The sequence below is a fragment of the Stenotrophomonas koreensis genome, from assembly GCF_001431525.1.
Taxonomy (GTDB): Bacteria; Pseudomonadota; Gammaproteobacteria; order Xanthomonadales; family Xanthomonadaceae; genus Stenotrophomonas; species Stenotrophomonas koreensis.
In genome coordinates this window covers 477,666-497,147 of record NZ_LDJH01000006.1, presented here as the reverse complement: position 1 = coordinate 497,147, position 19,482 = coordinate 477,666, and the positions used below count along the sequence as shown (strand labels likewise).

Below are 19,482 nucleotides of genomic sequence, written 5' to 3'. Positions count from 1 at the left end.
CGCAGTGTCTTGTCCAGCGAGGGCAGCTGGACGGTCGCCATCCGCCTTGTGCCGACGGGCCGGAGAATGCATTGCGGGCACTGGGGCAGGCGCTGCCGGGAGGTGCATGAAACCAGTCTGCGTCGTGTCCGGGAGCTGCCGTTGATGGCGTTGCAGGTAACCTTGGTGGTGCCGCGCCGACGGGTATGGTGCGAGCAGTGCGGTGGGCCGCGCCTGGAAAAGCTGAGCTGGCTGGGGCGCTATCAACGGGTAACAAACCGCCTGGCCGAGGCGGTCAACCAGCTGCTGGCTTCCAGCAACATCCTGGCCACCGCGCGCTTCTTCGGGCTCGGCTGGCATACGGTCAAGGCGCTGGACAAGGCCTGGCTGCGGCAGAGCGTGGTCGCGCCGGACTGGAGCCGGATCCACTACCTGGCCATGGATGAGTTCGCCCTGCACAAGGGACATCGTTATGCCACGGTGGTGGTCGACCCGATCAGCCGCCAGGTGCTGTGGGTCGGTAATGGCCGCTCACGCGAGACTGCGCGGACCTTCTTCGAGCAGCTGCCTGCCGGCGTTGCCGGGCAGATCCGGGCGGTGGCGATCGACATGACAACCGCCTATGAGCTGGAGATCAAGGCCCACTGTCCCAATGCCGAAGTCGTCTACGACCTGTTCCATGTCGTGGCCAAGTACGGCCGCGAAGTGATCGACCGGGTGCGTGTGGATCAGGCCAATCAACTGCGCCAGGACAAGCCCGCGCGCCGGGTGATCAAGTCCAGCCGCTGGCTGCTGCTGCGCAATCGCCGCAACCTTGAACACCCACAGCGGGTGCGACTGGACGAGCTGCTACAGGCCAACCAACCGCTACTGACCACCTATCTGATGCGTGACGAGCTCAAACGGCTGTGGTTCTACCGCCATCCATCCTGGGCCAGGAAGGCCTGGGATCACTGGCTGGAACAAGCCCAAGGCAGCGGCATTGCGGCCCTGGAGCACTTCGCGCACAAGCTCAAGGCTTACCTGCACGGAATCCTGTCCCGCTGCCGGCACCGGCTCAACACCAGCATCGTGGAAGGCATCAACAACACCATCAAGGTCATCAAACGTCGCGCCTACGGGTACCGCGATCAGGAATATTTCTTCTTGAAAATCCGCGCAGCCTTCCCCGGTATCCTGCGATGAACCTGTTTTTTTGCGGGCGCTGCTGCCCGCCGCATGAGCACATCTGCTGGCAGGCCCGATCACTACCGGCAGGATCCAGAAACAAGACACCCGGCTTGCGCCGGGTGTCTTGCTTACCGCAATCGATCAACGATCAACCAGGCATCAGACCGTGGCGGCCACTTCCTGGTACTCGGCGATCTGGTCGAAGTTCATGTAACGGTAGATCGCATCGCCGTTGGCGTTGATCACACCGATGTCAGCCATGTACTCGGCCTTGGTCGGGATGCGGCCCAGACGTGCGCAGATCGCGGCCAGCTCGGCCGAACCCAGGTACACGTTGGTGTTGCGGCCCAGACGGTTGGGGAAGTTGCGGGTGCTGGTGGACATCGCGGTGGAACCTTCGCGGATCTGCGCCTGGTTGCCCATGCACAGCGAGCAGCCCGGCATTTCCATGCGCGCACCGGCACTGCCGAAGGTGCCGTAATGGCCTTCCTTGGTCAGCTCCGAAGCATCCATCTTGGTCGGCGGAGCCACCCACAGACGGGTCGGGATGTCGCGCTTGCCTTCCAGCAGCTTGGCCGCGGCACGGAAGTGACCGATGTTGGTCATGCACGAACCGATGAACACTTCATCGATCTGCGCACCGGCCACGTCGGACAGGGTCTTCACGTCGTCCGGATCGTTCGGGCAGGCCACGATCGGCTCGTGGATGTCGGCCAGGTCGATCTCGATGACGGCGGCGTATTCGGCGTCGGCATCCGGCTCCAGCAGTTCCGGGTTGGCCAGCCAGGCTTCCATCTTCTCGATGCGGCGGGCCAGGGTGCGGGCATCGGCGTAACCTTCGGCAATCATCCACTTCAGCAGGGTGATGTTGCTGGTCAGGTACTCGATGATCGGCTCCTTGTTCAGGCGCACGGTGCAACCGGCAGCCGAACGCTCGGCCGAGGCGTCGGACAGTTCGAATGCCTGTTCGACCTTCAGGTTCGGCAGGCCTTCGATTTCCAGGATGCGGCCGGAGAAGATGTTCTTCTTGCCAGCCTTGGCCACGGTCAGCAGGCCCGACTTGATGGCGTACAGCGGGATGGCGTTGACCAGGTCACGCAGGGTGACGCCCGGCTGCATCTCGCCCTTGAAGCGCACCAGCACCGACTCGGGCATGTCCAGCGGCATCACGCCGGTGGCAGCGGCGAAGGCAACCAGACCCGAACCGGCCGGGAAGGAAATGCCCACCGGGAAACGGGTGTGCGAGTCACCACCGGTACCGACGGTGTCCGGCAGCAGCATGCGGTTGAGCCAGGAGTGGATCACGCCGTCGCCCGGGCGCAGGGACACACCACCACGGGTGGAGATGAACTCCGGCAGGGTGTGGTGGGTCTTGACGTCCACCGGCTTCGGATAGGCCGCGGTGTGGCAGAAGGACTGCATCACCAGGTCGGCCGAGAAGCCCAGGCAGGCCAGGTCCTTCAGCTCGTCACGGGTCATCGGGCCGGTGGTGTCCTGCGAGCCGACCGAGGTCATCTTCGGTTCGCAGTAGGTGCCCGGACGCATGCCCTGGCCTTCCGGCAGGCCGCAGGCGCGGCCAACCATCTTCTGCGCCAGCGAGAAGCCACGGCCGGTGTCGGCCGGCTGCACCGGCAGGCGGAACAGGTCGGTGGCCGGCAGGCCCAGGGATTCACGGGCCTTGGCGGTCAGGCCACGGCCGATGATCAGCGGAATGCGGCCACCGGCGCGCACTTCGTCAAACAGCACGTCGCTCTTGACCTGGAACTCGGCGATGACTTCGCCGTTCTTGATGGCCTTGCCTTCGTACGGGCGCAGCTCGACCACGTCGCCGTGGTTCATCTGCGACACGTCCAGCTCGATCGGCAGGGCGCCGGCATCTTCCATGGTGTTGTAGAAGATCGGGGCGATCTTGCCACCCAGGCACACGCCACCAGCGCGCTTGTTCGGGATGAACGGGATGTCATCGCCAGTCCACCACAGCACCGAGTTGGTGGCCGACTTGCGCGAGGAACCGGTACCGACCACGTCACCGACGTAGGCAACCAGGTGGCCCTTTTCCTTCAGGCCCAGGATTTCCTGGATCGGGCCACGCTTGCCGTCTTCTTCCGGCACGAACGGGGCGTCGCCACGCTTGTTCTTCAGCATCGCCAGGGCGTGCATCGGGATGTCCGGGCGGGTGGTGGCGTCCGGGGCCGGCGACAGGTCGTCGGTGTTGGTTTCGCCCGGCACCTTGAACACGGTGATGGTCAGGCTTTCCGGCACTTCCGGGTTGGAGGTGAACCACTCGGCATCGGCCCAGCTCTGCAGCACAGACTTGGCGTTGGCGTTGCCGGCCTTGGCCTTTTCTTCCACATCGTGGAAGGCATCGAACACCAGCAGGGTCTTCTTCAGGCCGTCAGCGGCGATGGCGCCGACAACGGCGTCGTCCAGCAGCTCGATCAGCGGGGCGACGTTGTAACCGCCGAGCATGGTGCCCAGCAGTTCGGTGGCGCGCTCGCGCGAGATCAGTTCACTCTTCTCGCTGCCGAAGGCAATGGCAGCCAGGTAGGAGGCCTTGACCTTGGCGGCATCGTCCACGCCGGCCGGGACGCGGTGGGTGATCAGCTCGAGCAGGAACTGCGCCTCGCCAGCCGGCGGGTTCTTCAGCAGCTCGATGACGTCGGCGGTCTGCTGGGCAGACAGCGGCAGCGGCGGGATGCCGAGGGCAGCGCGCTCGGCGACGTGGTGGCGGTAGGCTTCCAACATGGACAACTCCCGGGGTACGGATGAATAAAAAGGTTGGGCTCAGGCTTGCGGCACGATCAGCTTCAGGCCCTTGAAGTAGTCGCGATAAAAACGGTCATTCCAGGTAATCAGGCCGTCGCACTGCAAAAGCGCATGCGCGCCGACCATGAAATCGTCAATCCGGCGGCTGTCGCCGGGGTTGCGCTGGCGATGGCGGCGCTGCATCTCGCCGGCGCGCAGGGCCGACTTGGCCTCGATCGCCGAATAGTGCACGCCCATTTCCTCCAGTGCCTCGAGCACTTCGGCACCGCCGCGCAAGCTGGCGCAGATCTCGGCCAGGGTGGTGCCGCAGACCACCACCCGGCCATTGACCAGCGCCTGGCGCAGGCAGGCCTCCACCGCATCGGCGCGCGCACCGTTGCTGAGCAGCTCGATCAGGACCGGGGAATCAACGGCAATCATGCGCCGGGCTCGTCACGGACCACGGCCACGGCCGCTTCGGCCGAGTCGAAACCATCGAGCGCGAACTTGCCGCGGGCGCGGGAAATGGCGTCCTCCACGCTCTTGCGCAGGATGATCCGCCCGCCTTCCAGCTCGACCTTGAGCTGGGTGCCCTTGGTCAGGCCCAGTGCATCGCGCACCGCCTTGGGCAGGGTGATCTGTCCGCGTTCGGCAACGGTGGCTTCCATGGCATACCCCCGGATTAAAGTATGCATGAATTATACATACTCCAGCAGACATACCCCAGCGCATCCCGGCGACAGCCAGCACCCTGCGGCCACACCCGTGAAGCTGCGTTCAGGCTTGTGACCACGCCGTTCTTACATCGCTTTTCCTACAGTGCGCTCAGCCCTGACCACCAAAGGATGCCAGCCATGCATGACAGCTACGACACCCGTGACACCCTCAGCGTCAACGGGCATCTGTACCACTACTACTCCCTGCCGCGGCTGGCCCGCCACCACCGGATCGACCACCTGCCCTACAGCCTGAAGATCCTGCTGGAGAACCTGCTGCGCCACGAGGACGGCGGCCAGACCGTCGGCCGTGAGCACATCAGCGCGCTGGCGCAATGGGACCCTGCCGCCGAGCCCTCGGTGGAAATCGCCTTCATGCCGGCACGGGTGGTACTGCAGGACTTCACCGGGGTGCCGTGCGTGGTCGACCTGGCCGCGATGCGCGATGCGGTGGTCGCCCTGGGCGGCCGGCCGGAACAGATCAACCCGCAGATCCCCTCCGAACTGGTGATCGACCACTCCATCCAGGTCGACGCCTTTGGCAGCCCCGATGCGCTGGACATCAACGGCCGGATCGAATTCGAACGCAACACCGAGCGCTATGGCTTCCTGCGCTGGGGCCAGAACGCGTTTGACAACTTCAAGGTGGTGCCACCCAACACCGGCATCGTCCACCAGGTCAACCTGGAACACCTGGCCCGGGTGGTGATGAGCGGCGAGCGCGACGGCCAGGCCCTGCTCTATCCGGACACCGTGTTCGGCACCGACAGCCATACCACGATGATCAACGGCATCGGCGTGCTCGGCTGGGGCGTGGGCGGCATTGAAGCGGAGGCGGCGATGCTCGGCCAGCCATCGTCGATGCTGATCCCGCAGGTGGTGGGCATGCGCCTGCGCGGCAGGCTGCGCGAGGGCGCCACCGCCACCGACCTGGTGCTGACCGTGACCCAGATGCTGCGCCAGTTCGGCGTGGTCGGAAAATTCGTCGAGTTCTTCGGCGAGGGCCTGGCCAACCTGCCACTGGCCGACCGCGCCACCATCGGCAACATGGCACCGGAGTACGGCGCCACCTGCGGCATTTTCCCGATCGATGCCGAAGCACTGAACTACCTGCGCCTGTCCGGGCGCAGCGAAGAGCACATCGCCCTGGTCCAGGCCTATGCCCGGGCGCAGGGGCTGTGGCATGAGCCGGGCAGCCCCGAGGCCAGCTATTCGGCCGTACTGGACCTGGACATGGCCACGGTGGTGCCGTCGATGGCCGGACCACGCCGGCCGCAGGACCGGGTGCCGTTGGACAAGGTCAAGGAAAACTACCTGCACAACCTGACCCCCTACACCGATGCCCGGCGCAAGCGGATCCCGCTGCAGGAATGCGAGCGGCTAAAGGACGAAGGCGGTGGTGGCGCTGCGGTCGGCGCGCGCGAGGCCGCGCGCGAGCACGCCCCCGATTCGGGCGCCGCCTGGCAGCTGCATGACGGTGCGGTGGTGATCGCGGCCATCACCTCCTGCACCAATACCTCCAACCCGGCGGTGATGCTCGCCGCCGGCCTGCTGGCGCGCAATGCGGTGGCGCGCGGCCTGCGCGCCGCGCCCTGGGTCAAGACCTCGCTCGGCCCCGGCTCGCGCGTGGTCACCGACTACCTGCGCAGCGCCGACCTGCTGGTGGACCTGGAAGCACTCGGCTTCCATGTCGTCGGCTACGGCTGCACCACCTGCATCGGCAACTCCGGGCCACTGCCGGACGACGTTTCCGCAGCGATCCGCCGCGAGGACCTGGTCGTGGCCTCGGTGCTGTCGGGCAACCGCAACTTCGAAGGCCGCATCCATCCGGAGGTCAAGCTCAACTACCTGGCCAGCCCACCGCTGGTGGTGGCCTATGCGATCGCCGGCAGTCTGGACATTGACCTGAGCACCGAACCGCTGGGCATCGACAGCGATGGCGAGGAGGTCTACCTGCGCGACATCTGGCCGTCCAACCAGGAGGTCGGCGAGCTGATTGCACGCACCCTGGGCCCGGAGCTGTACCGCGCCAACTATGCCGATGTCTTCGCCGGCGACAGCCGCTGGAATGCCATCGCCGCCACCAGCAGCCAGCGCTATCACTGGGACAACGGTTCGACCTACATCAAGAACCCGCCCTACTTCGAGGGCATGAGCATGGCCGTGGCCCCGGTCGAGGATATCCATGGCGCGCGCGTGCTCGGCCTGTTCGGCGATTCGATCACCACCGACCACATTTCCCCGGCCGGCAACATCAAGGCCGATTCGCCGGCCGGGCATTTCCTGCAGTCACGCGGGGTGTCGCCGCTGGAGTTCAACTCCTACGGCAGCCGTCGTGGCAATGACGATGTGATGGTGCGCGGCACCTTTGCCAACATCCGGATCAAGAACCTGATGCTCGGCGGCGAGGAAGGCGGCAACACCCTGTACTACCCGGCCAATGGCGCGCCCGCCGAGAAGCTGTCGATCTACGAAGCGGCCATGCGCTACAAGGACGATGGCGTGCCGCTGGTGGTGCTGGCCGGCAGCGAATACGGCACCGGCTCCTCGCGCGACTGGGCCGCCAAAGGCACCAACCTGCTCGGGGTCAAGGCGGTGATCGCGCAGAGCTTCGAGCGCATCCACCGCTCCAACCTGGTCGGCATGGGCGTACTGCCGTTGCGCTTCGTCAATGGCCAGGGCATCGCCAGCCTGGGCCTGGATGGCAGCGAACGGTTCGACATCACCGGGCTGGACAACGGTGCTGCCCGCCAGGCCACAGTCAGCGCCACCCGCCGCGATGGCAGCCAGGTCCACTTCCAGGTCGATGTCCTGCTGCTGACCCCCAAGGAAGTGGAGTACTTCCGCCATGGTGGCCTGTTGCACTACGTGCTGCGCCAGCTGGCTGCGCACGACTGACGCCTTTGCCTTCCGGATACAGGCGCAAGCCGGCCCCGCGTTTGTACGCGGGGCCGGCAGCAACGCACCAGGCTGCTGTCTCGCAAGCCCACTCCATCACCCACCTCGGGCGCCTGCTGAGCGGTTGCACGCAGGCTGCAACCCTGTGCCCCACTGTGGCGGCAGATCAGCACACGGAGACGTTCGCTTTCCGCACGGGCCTGGTCACTGCTGTTGACCATCGCCCCATTGCGCACGGTAGAGCAGCCACTGCCCATCCTGCTCGCGCCAGTGGGTGCTGACCTGGTGGATGCGGCCACGCTCGTACAGGCGGCCATTGCCACCGGCCAGCACCACGGTGAAATCAGCCTGGGCGTTCTGCCCCTCGATACGTACATCAACGGGCCCCAGCACCACCTCGATCCGCTGGTTGAGCAGCAACTGCGCCCGCAATAGGCGCTCCACAGCCTGCCGGTCCATGCCGCCATTGCCCAGGAAGTCATCGGCCAGCGGCTCGATGACGCGCGCAGGCTCACGCTGTTCGATGCCCTGCTGCATCTGGGTGATCTGCAGGCGCAGCACCTGTTCCGGCGTGCTGCGGCTGCAGGCGGAAACAACCAGCAGCAACAGCGCGCCAAGCAGCCAGTTGCAAGAAATTAGGCGCATTTTTCCTCTTTTCCTTTATCCGTGGGTGACGTTATCCTGACAGCTTGTGTCGGCCGCACCCTGCGCACCGACCCCCGATCAACAGCAATTTTCTCTGGAGGGGGAAATGACTCATCAGCGTACCTGGCTGGACAACTACCCAGCAGGCGTCCCGGCCGACATCGACCTGGAACAGTACCAGTCCATCGGCGATGTGTTCGACACCGCGGTCAAGCGTTTTTCCCAGATGCCCGCCCTGTCCAGTTTCGGCAAGGAAGTCAGCTATGCCCAGCTGGATGTGCTGGTTGAACAATTCGCCGCCTACCTGCAGTGCGAGCTCAAGCTCAAGAAGGGTGATCGCCTGGCGATCATGATGCCCAACTGCATCCAGTACCCGGTCGCGATCTTCGCCGCGCTGCGTGCCGGCCTGACCGTGGTCAACGTCAACCCGCTGTACACCGCCCGCGAGCTCAAGCACCAGCTGTGCGACGCCGATGCCACCGCCCTGCTGGTGGTGGACAACTTCGGTGACACCGTCGCCCAGGTGGTCGACGAGCTGCCGCTCAAGCACATCATTACCACCGGCCTGGGCGACCTGCTCGGCGGCAAGGGTCACATCGTCAATTTCGTACTCAAGTACGTCAAGAAGATGGTGCCCGACTACCGCCTGTCTGGTGCTGTGCGCTTCAAGGCCGCACTCAAGGCCGGTGCCCGCCACCAGCGCACTGCCGTGCAGTGCGACCACGAGGACATTGCCTTCCTGCAGTACACCGGCGGCACCACCGGGGTAGCCAAGGGCGCGGTGCTGACCCACCGCAACCTGATTGCCAACATGCAGCAGATCAGCGCCTGGATTGCGCCTGCCGGGCTGGAGCCGGGCAAGGAAGTGGGTGTCACCGCGCTGCCGCTCTACCATATCTTCTCGCTGACGGTGAACGGGCTGGTGTTCACCCAGCTCGGGGTCAAGAGCATCCTGATCACCAACCCGCGCGACATGGCCGGCTTCATCAAGGAAATCGGCGACAAGAAGATCAGCATCATCACCGGGGTCAACACCCTGTTCAACGGCCTGCTCAACAGCAAGGGCTTTGAAGGTGTGGATTTCTCCGCCCTGAAGCTGTCCATCGGCGGCGGCATGGCGGTGCAACGCGCCGTGGCCGAGCGCTGGCAGAAAGTCACCAACAACACCCTGATCGAAGGCTATGGCCTGACCGAAACCTCGCCGGTGGTCTGCGTCAACCCGATCAAGGCGGCCGCCTACAGCGGTGCGATCGGCCAGCCGCTGCCCTCCACCGACTGCTGCGTCAAGGGCGAGGACGGTGCGATCCTGGGCCTGGGCGAAGTCGGCGAGCTGTGCGTACGCGGCCCGCAGGTGATGCGCGGTTACTGGCGACGCGACCAGGACACCGCCGCCACCATCGATGCCGACGGCTGGCTGCACACCGGTGACATGGCCAGGATGGATGACAAGGGCCTGTTCTACATCGTTGACCGCAAGAAGGACATGATCCTGGTCTCCGGCTTCAACGTTTACCCGAACGAGATCGAGGACGTCATCGCGATGATGCCCGGCGTGCTGGAAGTGGCTGCCGTGGGCGTGCCCAGCGAAAAGTCCGGCGAAGCGGTCAAGGTGGTCATCGTCAAGAAGGACCCCAGCCTCACCGCCGAGCAGGTCAAGGACTTCGCCCGTGCCAACCTGACCGGTTACAAGCACCCGCGTATCGTCGAGTTCCGCGACGAACTGCCCAAGACCAATGTCGGCAAGATCCTGCGCCGCGAGCTGCGTGACAAGCCGGCCGCCTGATTGCATTTGAGCGGTTGTTACACAAAAAACCCCTTCCGCGAGGAAGGGGTTTTGTTTGCAAGAATGGCATGACTACGAGGTCCGCTTTCGGCCAATAGCGGACGACCGTAGCGGGTGACCACTGCCTACAAAACGCGAGGCGCCCCAGGGTAGTGTGACTCCACTGACAGAACCGCCGCAGATAGACTAGAGCGCTCCAAGTAGTGCGATTCTGCCGAAGCAATATGCTTAGTGGTGAGGCCGCGTTCTCGGGTGTGTCAGTACGCGTCCAGTAAGACACTTCCACCGCTGCGCTGCGCAGCCGGGCATTCCCTCTGGAGCAGATCTGATGAAGACGGCTTGGCGTGTATTGGCGGCGCTGTCATTGCTGTTCGCCGCGAGCTCTGCGTGGCTGCTGTTCACATCCGCAGCCGGTACAAGGATGTTTGCCGCGCTACAGCTGTTCTACGCGGGAGTGCTGGCGTCCGTGGCGTGTGCAGTTGTCTCGGCTTTGCTTGACGACACACGGCACCGGGTGATCAGCGTGGCGCTGCTCGCCGGCTATGGTTTGGCGCTGCTGGTTTTCTTGGGGGCAATGGGCAGCGTTCGTTGAGTGACTGCCACGTTTCGATAACGGCCTGTTCGTTGATGCAAACCACAAGATTGAGCACCGTTGGAGCGGAAATCGAAGGCCATCCCGGCGTTGGCAACGGTCATTTTCGAGCCTGTGCAGTGGTAGCCACGCGGCCGCGGCGACGGCGCCAAGCCACATGGAACAAACCAACACTTTACCCCTGCCCCGTGCCGCGTCCATAAAAAAACCGGACGTGGCAGCCACGTCCGGTTTTCATCGGCGCACATCCGGGCTGGATCAGGCTTCCGGACGCATGTACGGGAACAGCAGCACATCGCGGATCGAGCTGCGGCCGGTCAGCAGCATCACCAGGCGGTCGATGCCGATGCCCAGGCCGCCGGTCGGCGCCATGCCGTATTCCAGGGCACGGATGTAATCGGCATCAAAGTGCATGGCCTCGTCATCGCCACCCTCCTTGGCCGCGACCTGCGCGGCAAAGCGTGCGGCCTGGTCTTCCGGGTCGTTGAGCTCGGAGAAGCCATTGGCCAGCTCCTTGCCGTTGACGAACAGCTCGAAACGGTCGGTGTAACCCGGATCGTTGTCGCTGCCACGGGCCAGCGGCGAGACCTCCACCGGGTGGGCGGTGATGAAGGTCGGCTGCACCAGCTTGTCCTCCACCGTGGCCTCGAAGATTTCCAGCAGCAGCTTGCCCCAGCCATAACCCGGCTTGACCCGGATCTTCAGGCGCTCGCAGTGCGCCAGCAGCGCATCGCGGTCGGTGCAGTCGGCCGGGGTGATTTCCGGATTGTAGTGACGCACCGCCTCGTCCATGCGCCAGCGGCGGAAGGCCGGGGCCAAGTCGATGGTGGCGCCGTCCCATTCCAGCGTGGTGGTGCCCATGACCTGCTGCGCCACATCGCGGATCACGTTCTCGGTCAGGTCCATGACCTCGTTGTACGTGGCATAGGCCTCGTACAACTCCATCATGGTGAACTCGGGATTGTGGCGGGTGGAGACGCCCTCGTTGCGGAAGTTGCGGTTGATCTCGTACACCCGCTCCAGGCCGCCGACCACCAGCCGCTTCAGGTACAGCTCCGGTGCCACGCGCAGGTACAGGTCCAGGTCCAGCGCGTTGTGGTGCGTGGTGAACGGCTTGGCCGTGGCACCGCCGGGGATGTAATGCATCATCGGGGTTTCGACTTCCAGGAAGTCGCGGTTGTCCAGCCAGGCGCGGATGGCACGGATGATCCTGGAGCGCTTGATGAAGACCTCGCGCGATTCCGGGGTCACGATCAGGTCGACATAGCGCTGGCGGTAGCGCTGCTCGACATCGGCCAGGCCGTGCCACTTGTCCGGCAACGGCCGCAGCGACTTGACCAGCAGGCGGATGCTGGATGCCTTGACCGACAGCTCACCGGTCCTGGTCCGGGTCAGCGAACCTTCCACGGCGATGATGTCGCCCACGTCCCAGCCCTTGAAGGCGGCATAGACATCGCCCAGTGCATTGGACTGCAGGAACAGCTGGATCCGGCCGGACTCGTCCTGGATCTGGGCAAAGCTGGCCTTGCCCATCACCCGCTTGGCCATCAGGCGACCGGCCATCTTCACCGTGCGGCCGCTGGCTTCCAGCGCCTCGGCGGTGAAGCGTTCGGCATCGGCGTACTCGGCCTGCAGCGTACCGGCCAGCTGGTCGCGGCGGAAATCATTCGGATAGGCAATGCCCTGTTCGCGCAGCGCCTTGAGTTTGCCGCGGCGCTCGGCGATGAGGCTGTTCTCGTCGACGGAAGGTTCTGCGGGCGCGGGGATTGGGTCGGTCATGGCAATGTCGTACAGGGATTCAATGGGGGAGTATGCGCCCTGGGGCGCGTGTGGCCGATGGTGGCCACAACCGTCAAGGCCACCGTTGCCGGTGGCCTTGAACCGGGATCAGGCGTCGGTGCGCTTGGCACCGACTTCCAGACCGGCCTTCAGGCTGGCCTCGACGAATTCGTCCAGGTCGCCGTCCAGCACCTTCTGGGTGTCGGAACGTTCAATGCCGGTACGCAGGTCCTTGATCCGGCTCTGGTCCAGCACATAGTTGCGGATCTGGCTGCCCCAGCCGATATCGGACTTGGTCGCTTCCACCGCGTCCTTCTCGGCGTTGCGCTTCTGGATCTCCAGCTCGTACAGCTTGGCGGCCAGCATCTTCATCGCGTTGTCGCGGTTCTGGTGCTGGCTGCGGCCGGTCTGGCAGGCGACAACGATGTTGGTCGGGATATGGGTGATGCGCACGGCCGACTCGGTCTTGTTGACGTGCTGGCCACCGGCACCGGAGGAGCGGTAGACGTCGGTACGCAGGTCGGCCGGGTTGATGGTGATATCGATGTTGTCATCGATTTCCGGCGACACGAACACCGAGGTGAAGCTGGTATGGCGGCGGTTGTCCGAATCGAAGGGGCTCTTGCGCACCAGCCGGTGCACGCCGGTTTCGGTCTTCAGCCAGCCATAGGCAAATTCGCCTTCCACCCGCAGCGTGGCCGACTTGATGCCGGCAACATCACCACCGGACACTTCCATCAGCTCGGTCTTCCAGCCGCGGCTTTCGCACCAGCGCAGGTACATGCGCAGCATGATTTCGGCCCAGTCCTGGGCCTCGGTGCCACCGGCGCCGGCCTGGATGTCGACGAATGCATTGGCGCTGTCCATCTTGCCGGAGAACATGCGCTGGAATTCCAGCTTCTCCACATGGCTCTGGTAGCCGTCCAGATCAGCCACCACGGCCAGCGCGGTGTCCTCGTCGGCTTCCATCTCGGCCAGTTCCAGCAGCTCGCGAGCTGTTTCCAGGCCATCGAGCACCGAGGCGATGCCACCGACGGTCTTTTCCAGCACCGAGCGCTCACGGCCCAGCTGCTGGGCGTATTCGGGGTTGTTCCAGATATCCGGGCTTTCCAGCTCGCGGGTTACTTCTTCGAGGCGTTCTTTCTTGACGTCGTAGTCAAAGATACCCCCTCAGCGACACCACCCGATCGGTCAGATCGGTGATGCGCTGGCGGATCGGGTTCAGTTCGATCATGTCTGGCCAGTTCAAAAGGTCAATGGCGCAATTCTAGCAACTTGCGCCCCACCCCGCGCCTGCGTGTTCAAACCGCCGCACAGCCATTGACCGCTGCCGGCCTCTACAATCTGCCGGTTGGCCGGCATCGCCTGGCTGGATTTCCCATCAATGTGAAGGAAGCACCTGTGACCATCCGAACCTCGACCCTGGCGCTGGCGGTAATTGCCGGCCTGACCCTGAGTGGCTGCGACAAACTGCCGATTCCGGGCCTGAAGCAGATCGCCGGCGCCACGGCCAACACCCTGCCGCTGGACAAGGAGGTTCGCGGCGAACTGACGTCCAGCAGCGGCCTGAACTACAACGACGGCAGCCGCCACCAGGTCTATACCCTGAACCTGGAAGCCAACCAGGCTGTCGAGCTGCAGCTGGGCGGCGCGCTCAATGGCGGCCTGGCAGTGTTCAAGGGCCCGCTGCTGGTGGCCAGCACCCAGGCCAGCGAATACGGCAGCAGCGGCAACAGCCTGGCCTTTCGCAGCACCGAAGCCGGGGCCTATACCGTCGCGGTCAATGGCAGCCAGGCCAGCGCCTACGGCCCTTACCAACTGACTGCCAAGCCGATTGCGGCCTACGACGGCAAGCCGCTCAGCCCCGGTGAACATGCCATCGACTGGCTGATCAACGAACGCCAGGAGTACCAGTTCACCATCGCCACTGCCGGCGTTTACGTCATCACCGCCGAGTCGTCCAACTTCGACACCGTGCTGACCGTCAGCGGCCGTGGGGTCGAGGAAGAAAACGACGACGGTGGCAACAACCTCAATTCGCGCCTGCAGCTGTTCCTGGAACCGGGCCAGTACACCGCCAGCGTGCGTTCGATGGGCGAAAGCAGCGGCTCGTTCAAGCTGGCCATCGGCACTTCCAGCCTGGAGCCGGGTACGGTGGTGCGTGACGGCACCGAGCTGCCACTGAACCGTCGCATCAACGGCCTGGTCGGCAGCGAGGGCATGCGCAGCTTCAGCTTCACCCTGGCGCAGAACAGCCGGGTCAGTTTCGATGCCCGTTCCAGTGACTTTGACACCGTGCTGGAAGTCTCCGGCAATGGCATCACTGCCGAGGACGATGATGGCGGCAATGGCACCAACTCGCGGCTGGACCTGAACCTGGCCGCTGGCAGCTATACCGTGGATGTGCGCAGCCTGGGTGGCAACAGCGGCAGCTTCACGCTGCAGGCCAGTGCGGCCACCGCCAGCCCCAGCAGCAGTGCCGCTGCCGAAGCGATCGACGCCGCCGCCACGGCCGAGTGATCCCACCAGCCAGCGCGGCTGCTTGTGGCAAAACAAACGGGGCGCAACAAGCGCCCCGTTTCATTGCTGGCTGGCGCAGGACCGGTCAGCGGCGGTTGATCGAGATGCGGTAGCTGCCTTCGCTGCCGCCATAGTTGTACAGCGCACGGGCACGGATGGTGTAGGTGCCCGGCTGCAGCAGCTCGACGATGCGCGCATTCAAGCCATCACCGCCATCGTCGTCCTCGGCCAGGCTGGCACCGTTGTGCAGCAGCTCCAGGCTGCTGTCGATGTCATCGGACTGCATGTCGATGACATAGGAGCCGGCACGCTCGATCTGCACCTGGTAGCTGTCAGCCCCGCCGTACAGGCGGGCGCTGCGGGTCTGGCCAGGTTGCAGGCGGCCACCACCGGCATCGGCCGGCGCATCCATCAGCTCGGCCTTCAGCGTGAACACGCCGGTGCCCTGATCGGCAGCCTTGGGCTGGATCCGGTACTGCCCGGCCGGCAACATGCTCATCAGCCGTGCATTGAGGCGGTCACCGGAATCATCGTCGGTCAACTCCAGCCCGCCCTCGCCGTTCAACTGCAACAGGCTGTCAAAGTCATTGCTGGCCATGTCCACGCGCAGCATCTGCCCACCCGGCACGCTGATCCGGTAGCTCACCGGCTGGCCCACATACAGCGCACGCAGCTGGGTGCCCGGCTCCAGTTCGCCATCGGCAGCCAGGGCAACACCCTCCGGCAGGGCACGGCGGCGGACTTCCAGGGTGTACTGCCCCCCCATCTGCTCCATGAAACCGTCCGCGCGCAGCTGGTACCGGCCCGGCTGCAGGTAGCGGGTGATCATCGAATCACTGCCGTTGGCATCATCGTTGCTGGCATCCACGCCATCGCCGTGCAGCGACAGCACGGTATCGAAATCGGTGGACGCCATGCGGATCTCGTACAGGCCGGCCTCGTCGACCTGCAACTGCAGCTCACGCGCACGGTCGGCCACGTCGCTGATGGTCTGGCCGATCGGCACCGGGCCACCGGCATAGGCCTGGATCGGCGCCGAGCTCAGCGCAAACGGACCAAACGAGCGTGCATCCTTGCCATTGACTGCCAGCAGGTAGCGGCCCTTGCCCGGCGCGCGCACGGTCAGCACCTTGCCATCGCCACGTTCGCCGCTGCGCGCAATCAGCTCGCCATCACGCAGCAGGCTGACCGTTGCATCCAGTGCACCACTGACTTCAAAGCGCACCGCCTGGCCGGCGTCCAGCTCGAGCTGGTACTGCTGGCTGCGGCTGCCGTCATTGACATTGATCGGGCTGGCGCTGGTGATTTCACCGCGCACCTGCTGGCCGATAGCCAGCGCCAATGGACGGCTGGCCAATGCCGGCTGGCTTGCCAGCAACAGACCCGAGGCCAGCGCCAGGCTGGCGATTTTGATGCTCATCGAGCTCATGGAACATTCCCTTGCTGATGACAGGCCGCAGTAGCCCATCCACGGGCCATTATTGACCATCCTGAGGGCCCTGCCCAAGCGTTCGCCCCCCCTGTCGGATAGCAGGGAGCCGGCTTCAGGCCGGCTGTGCGTGTTCCACCAGCAGCTGGATGGCCTGGCCGCCGCGGAAGTCATCCTCGGCCAGACGATAGGCCACATGCATCCTGTCGGCCGGCGGGGTGCCCTGCCAGCCGGCGAACCAGATCGCATTGAGCAGCTGGCCGGCAGCGGTGCGCAGCACCAGCTTCAGATGCCGCTCCTTGAGCACCTTCCATTGCGCCACGGCAAAAACACCGTCAAACAACGGCTCCTCGAAGCCCTGCCCCCAGGGGCCGGCCGCGCGCAACGCCCGCGCGTGCGTCGCATCAAGCTCATGCTCGGCCAGCTCACCATCGCTGAGCAGCTGCGCCTGCAACTGGTGCGGGGCCAGCTGGCGCGCCGCCTCGGCCTGGAAGGCCTGGGTAAAGGCCTGCAGATGCGACTGCTCAAGACTCAGGCCGGCCGCCATCGCGTGCCCGCCGAATTTTTCGATCAGGCCAGGATGGGCGGCATTGACCGCGGCCAGCGCATCACGGATGTGGAAACCGGCAATCGAGCGCGCCGAACCGCGCAACCGGGCGCTGCCCGGCTCGGCCGGTGCGAAGGCGATCGTCGGCCGGTACAGCCGGTCCTTGATCCGCGAGGCTACCAGGCCGATCACCCCCGGATGCCAGTCCGGATCGAACAGGCAGGCGGCAATCGGGGCCTGGCCGACGCCGGGCTGGGCGCGTGCCACCGCGGCCTCGGCCTCGTCGGTCATCTGCTGCTGGACGGCACGGCGCTCGCTGTTGATGCTCTCCAGGGTCTGCGCGATCTGCTGCGCCTGGACGGCATCATCGGTGAGCAGCAGCTCGATGCCCAGCGCCATGTCCTCCAGCCGGCCGGCAGCATTGATGCGCGGCGCCAGTGCAAAACCGATATCGCTGGCCGAGAGCTTGTGCGCCTCGCGCCGGCTGGCGGCGATCAAGGCCTGCAGGCCGACGCTGCCCTGGCCGGCGCGCAGACGGCGCAGGCCGGCCGCCACCAGGGCGCGGTTGTTGGCATCCAGCGGCACCAGATCGGCCACGGTGCCCACCGCCACCAGGTCCAGCAGCACGCTCAGGTCCGGACCGTTGCCATCGGCAAAGGCCCCGCTCCTGCGCAGCTGCGCGCGCAGCGCCAGCAACACATAGAACATCACCCCGACCCCGGCCAGCACCTTGCTCGGGAAGCCACAGCCGGGCTGGTTCGGGTTGACGATGGCATCGGCCGCAGGCAGCTGCGCACCGGGCAGGTGATGATCGGTGACCAGCACCTGCCAGCCCAGTTCCTTGGCTGCGCTCACCCCCGGCAGGCAGGCGATGCCATGGTCCACCGTGACCAGCAGCTCCGGCTGCAGCGCGGCCAGCTCGGCCACCAGGCCGACCGACAGCCCGTAACCATGCACGATCCGGTTGGGCACGGCGTGGACGACATTGCGCGCTCCGAGCAGGCGCAGGCCGCGCACCGCCAGCGCGGTGGCGGTGGCGCCATCGCAATCGAAGTCACCCACCACCAGGATGCGCTTGTCGCCGGCAATGGCATCGGCCAGCAGGGCGACGGCGGCGTCGATGCCCTGCAGCTGCTGCGGTGGCAGCAACTGCGCCAGGCGCGGCTGCGCGCTGGCCAGATCGTGTGCGCCGCGTGCGGCGTAGATGCGCTGCAACAGGGCCGGCACCTGTTCGGGCCACTGCCCGGCAGCCGCCGGCGCGCGGCGGACTATCTGCATGCTGGCCATCAACGCACCAAGGTGGTCTGGGGCTTGCGCCACAAGCGCCAGCGCTGGCCGCGGTTGAGCTGGTAGTGGTGACCGTCGGCAAAATCCAGGTTCAACCGGGACAGCTCGCCGCGCTCAAGTGCGCCGAGCAGCGGCAACAAGGCCTGCTCGATCATGACCTGCGGCTGGCGCAGGTGGCGAAGGTCAACCAGCTGCCCCTGTCCCTCCGGCTGGCCAGCCAACGCGGCAATGGCCTGCAGCAGCGGGTCCGGGCTGCGCACCTGGGCAAAGGCCGAGGGTACCTGCGCCGGCAGACTGCCCGGCCCCCAGAACCACAGCGAATTGACCATCGCCAGGCCCTGGCTGGCCCGCTGCCGGTTGCACGGGTGCTGGTGCAGCAGCACCTGGGTTTCGCTGAGCAGGCTGCGCCACAGGCGGCCGGCATCCCCACCGGGCAGGTGGTCAAACAGGTCATCGCCCAGCACGTTGTCGATATCGGCAAACACCGGCAGCTCCAGACCGGCAGGCAGCTGCAGGTACCAGCGCTCCGGCGTCGGTGCACTCAGCGCCATGCCCTGCTCGGCAAACACCGGGGCAATGGCCTGGATCAGCTGCTGCACCTGGCCGGCATCCAGCGCCAGCGCCGGGCCATGGGCAAGCATGCGCACGCCCTGCATGTCGGCAGCCACGAAAGCCGGATCGGCCCGCAACCAGCGTCCATCGCCGGCATCGCCGGCATCGAACTGGCGGGTCAACGCCGCCACCGGCCACAGCGTGTCAGCGGCCAGCAGCTGCGGAAAATGCCGCGACAGCTGCTGACGGCTGTCACCACCCAGCAGCTGCAGGTCAGCGCGGGCCAACGCCCGCGCCAACGGCGGCGGCAGCCCGGCAGCGGCCAGCTGCGCGGTTGCCGGCAGCAACAGGGTTGCCGAGGTCACCGGCTCAGTCCAGATAGGCGACGGAGACGATTTCGTACTCACGCTGGCCGGCCGGCGCATCGATCACGATGCTGTCGCCTTCCAGCTTGCCGATCATCGCGCGCGCCACCGGCGAGGAAATCGCGATCAGGCCCAGCTTGATGTCCGCCTCCAGGTCACCGACGATCTGGTACTTCCTCTCCTCGTCGGTATCCACGTCGGCCAGCACCACGGTGGCGCCAAACACCACCTTGTTGCCGACATTGAGCTTGGAAACGTCGATCACCTCGGCGTTGGACAGCTCACCTTCCAGCTGCTGGATCCGCCCTTCGATGAAACCCTGCTGCTCGCGCGCGGCATGGTATTCGGCGTTTTCCTTCAGGTCGCCGTGCTCACGGGCCTCGGCAATGGCGGTGATGATCTCCGGCCGCTTGACCGACTTGAGGTAATCCAGTTCTTCACGCAGGCGCTGGGCGCCCTTCAGGGTAATCGGTGC

The 19,482-nt window shown here is 65.4% G+C and carries 15 protein-coding genes; 5 read left to right on the top strand and 10 right to left on the bottom strand.

Annotation, left to right across the window (positions count from 1 at the left end):
• Positions 1-1,164 (top strand): ISL3 family transposase (locus tag ABB25_RS04795; RefSeq protein WP_057664504.1); only part of this gene is annotated, 1,164 nt, incomplete at its 5' end.
• 144 nt (positions 1,165-1,308) lie between these two features.
• Here the strand turns inward: ABB25_RS04795 and acnB are convergent.
• From acnB to ABB25_RS04780, 3 genes are read right to left on the bottom strand one after another with little or no spacing between them, the layout of a single operon-like run.
• A complete protein-coding gene (acnB, locus tag ABB25_RS04790) occupies positions 1,309-3,894 on the bottom strand; it encodes a bifunctional aconitate hydratase 2/2-methylisocitrate dehydratase (protein ID WP_057664404.1) in 2,586 nt (861 codons plus the stop codon).
• Between the two features lie 39 nt (positions 3,895-3,933).
• Positions 3,934-4,335: a type II toxin-antitoxin system VapC family toxin gene (locus ABB25_RS04785; protein WP_057664402.1), complete on the bottom strand. Its 402-nt coding sequence runs from the start codon at positions 4,333-4,335 to the stop codon at positions 3,934-3,936.
• Complete coding sequence (locus tag ABB25_RS04780; RefSeq protein WP_057664400.1) at positions 4,332-4,562, bottom strand: AbrB/MazE/SpoVT family DNA-binding domain-containing protein; 231 nt, start codon at positions 4,560-4,562, stop codon at positions 4,332-4,334. The genes ABB25_RS04785 and ABB25_RS04780 overlap by 4 nt, the downstream gene beginning before the upstream one ends.
• Before the next feature lie 186 nt (positions 4,563-4,748).
• On the opposite strand from ABB25_RS04780, the gene acnA reads away from it, so the two are divergent.
• Positions 4,749-7,508 carry an aconitate hydratase AcnA gene (gene acnA / locus ABB25_RS04775; RefSeq protein WP_057664398.1) on the top strand — a complete coding sequence of 920 codons (2,760 nt, stop codon included), beginning with the start codon at positions 4,749-4,751 and terminating at the stop codon, positions 7,506-7,508.
• A 204-nt stretch (positions 7,509-7,712) separates the two neighbouring features.
• Here the strand turns inward: acnA and ABB25_RS04770 are convergent, their stop codons facing one another.
• Positions 7,713-8,153 (bottom strand): nuclear transport factor 2 family protein, encoded by a 441-nt coding sequence (locus ABB25_RS04770; RefSeq protein ID WP_152980996.1) that lies wholly within the window; start codon positions 8,151-8,153, stop codon positions 7,713-7,715.
• A gap of 106 nt (positions 8,154-8,259) precedes the next feature.
• Here ABB25_RS04770 and ABB25_RS04765 point away from each other — a divergent pair, with 106 nt between their 5' ends.
• Both ABB25_RS04765 and ABB25_RS04760 read left to right on the top strand, forming a co-directional pair.
• Positions 8,260-9,936, top strand: coding sequence for an AMP-binding protein (locus tag ABB25_RS04765; RefSeq protein ID WP_057664393.1), 1,677 nt, complete (start codon positions 8,260-8,262; stop codon positions 9,934-9,936).
• A gap of 328 nt (positions 9,937-10,264) precedes the next feature.
• Positions 10,265-10,528 carry a hypothetical protein gene (locus ABB25_RS04760; RefSeq protein ID WP_057664390.1) on the top strand — a complete coding sequence of 88 codons (264 nt, stop codon included), beginning with the start codon at positions 10,265-10,267 and terminating at the stop codon, positions 10,526-10,528.
• A gap of 258 nt (positions 10,529-10,786) precedes the next feature.
• On the opposite strand, the gene lysS is transcribed toward ABB25_RS04760, so the two are convergent.
• Positions 10,787-12,307: a lysine--tRNA ligase gene (gene lysS / locus ABB25_RS04755; RefSeq protein ID WP_057664388.1), complete on the bottom strand. Its 1,521-nt coding sequence runs from the start codon at positions 12,305-12,307 to the stop codon at positions 10,787-10,789.
• A 108-nt stretch (positions 12,308-12,415) separates the two neighbouring features.
• Positions 12,416-13,541, bottom strand: a protein-coding gene (gene prfB, locus ABB25_RS04750; RefSeq protein ID WP_152980994.1) for a peptide chain release factor 2 whose coding sequence is annotated in 2 segments (ribosomal slippage) — positions 12,416-13,465 and positions 13,467-13,541 — 1,125 coding nt in all. Because the reading frame shifts where the segments join, the coding sequence is not laid out codon by codon here.
• Between the two features lie 167 nt (positions 13,542-13,708).
• Between prfB and ABB25_RS04745 the strand changes: the two genes are divergently transcribed.
• Complete coding sequence (locus tag ABB25_RS04745) at positions 13,709-14,827, top strand: ABC transporter substrate-binding protein (protein WP_152980992.1); 1,119 nt, start codon at positions 13,709-13,711, stop codon at positions 14,825-14,827.
• Positions 14,828-14,912: 85 nt separating this feature from the next.
• On the opposite strand, the gene ABB25_RS04740 is transcribed toward ABB25_RS04745, so the two are convergent.
• The 4 genes from ABB25_RS04740 to greA form a co-directional block, all read right to left on the bottom strand.
• The gene (locus ABB25_RS04740) at positions 14,913-16,247 is read right to left on the bottom strand and encodes a PPC domain-containing protein (protein WP_057664385.1); all 1,335 of its coding nucleotides are present in this window, start codon (positions 16,245-16,247) and stop codon (positions 14,913-14,915) included.
• A gap of 124 nt (positions 16,248-16,371) precedes the next feature.
• Positions 16,372-18,081, bottom strand: coding sequence for a single-stranded-DNA-specific exonuclease RecJ (recJ, locus tag ABB25_RS04735; protein WP_425477302.1), 1,710 nt, complete (start codon positions 18,079-18,081; stop codon positions 16,372-16,374).
• An 8-nt stretch (positions 18,082-18,089) separates the two neighbouring features.
• Positions 18,090-19,007 carry a hypothetical protein gene (locus ABB25_RS04730; RefSeq protein WP_057664379.1) on the bottom strand — a complete coding sequence of 306 codons (918 nt, stop codon included), beginning with the start codon at positions 19,005-19,007 and terminating at the stop codon, positions 18,090-18,092.
• A 4-nt stretch (positions 19,008-19,011) separates the two neighbouring features.
• Positions 19,012-19,476 carry a transcription elongation factor GreA gene (gene greA, locus ABB25_RS04725; protein WP_182622208.1) on the bottom strand — a complete coding sequence of 155 codons (465 nt, stop codon included), beginning with the start codon at positions 19,474-19,476 and terminating at the stop codon, positions 19,012-19,014.
• Between the last annotated feature and the right edge of the window lie 6 nt (positions 19,477-19,482).

Coding starts and splice junctions, on each gene's coding strand:
- lysS (WP_057664388.1), bottom strand. CDS start 12,307: ATGACCGACCCAATCCCCGCGCCCGCAGAACCTTCCGTCGACGAGAAC.
- ABB25_RS04760 (WP_057664390.1), top strand. CDS start 10,265: ATGAAGACGGCTTGGCGTGTATTGGCGGCGCTGTCATTGCTGTTCGCC.
- ABB25_RS04740 (WP_057664385.1), bottom strand. CDS start 16,247: ATGAGCATCAAAATCGCCAGCCTGGCGCTGGCCTCGGGTCTGTTGCTG.
- acnB (WP_057664404.1), bottom strand. CDS start 3,894: ATGTTGGAAGCCTACCGCCACCACGTCGCCGAGCGCGCTGCCCTCGGC.
- acnA (WP_057664398.1), top strand. CDS start 4,749: ATGCATGACAGCTACGACACCCGTGACACCCTCAGCGTCAACGGGCAT.
- ABB25_RS04780 (WP_057664400.1), bottom strand. CDS start 4,562: ATGGAAGCCACCGTTGCCGAACGCGGACAGATCACCCTGCCCAAGGCG.
- ABB25_RS04770 (WP_152980996.1), bottom strand. CDS start 8,153: ATGCGCCTAATTTCTTGCAACTGGCTGCTTGGCGCGCTGTTGCTGCTG.
- ABB25_RS04765 (WP_057664393.1), top strand. CDS start 8,260: ATGACTCATCAGCGTACCTGGCTGGACAACTACCCAGCAGGCGTCCCG.
- ABB25_RS04785 (WP_057664402.1), bottom strand. CDS start 4,335: ATGATTGCCGTTGATTCCCCGGTCCTGATCGAGCTGCTCAGCAACGGT.
- recJ (WP_425477302.1), bottom strand. CDS start 18,081: ATGCAGATAGTCCGCCGCGCGCCGGCGGCTGCCGGGCAGTGGCCCGAA.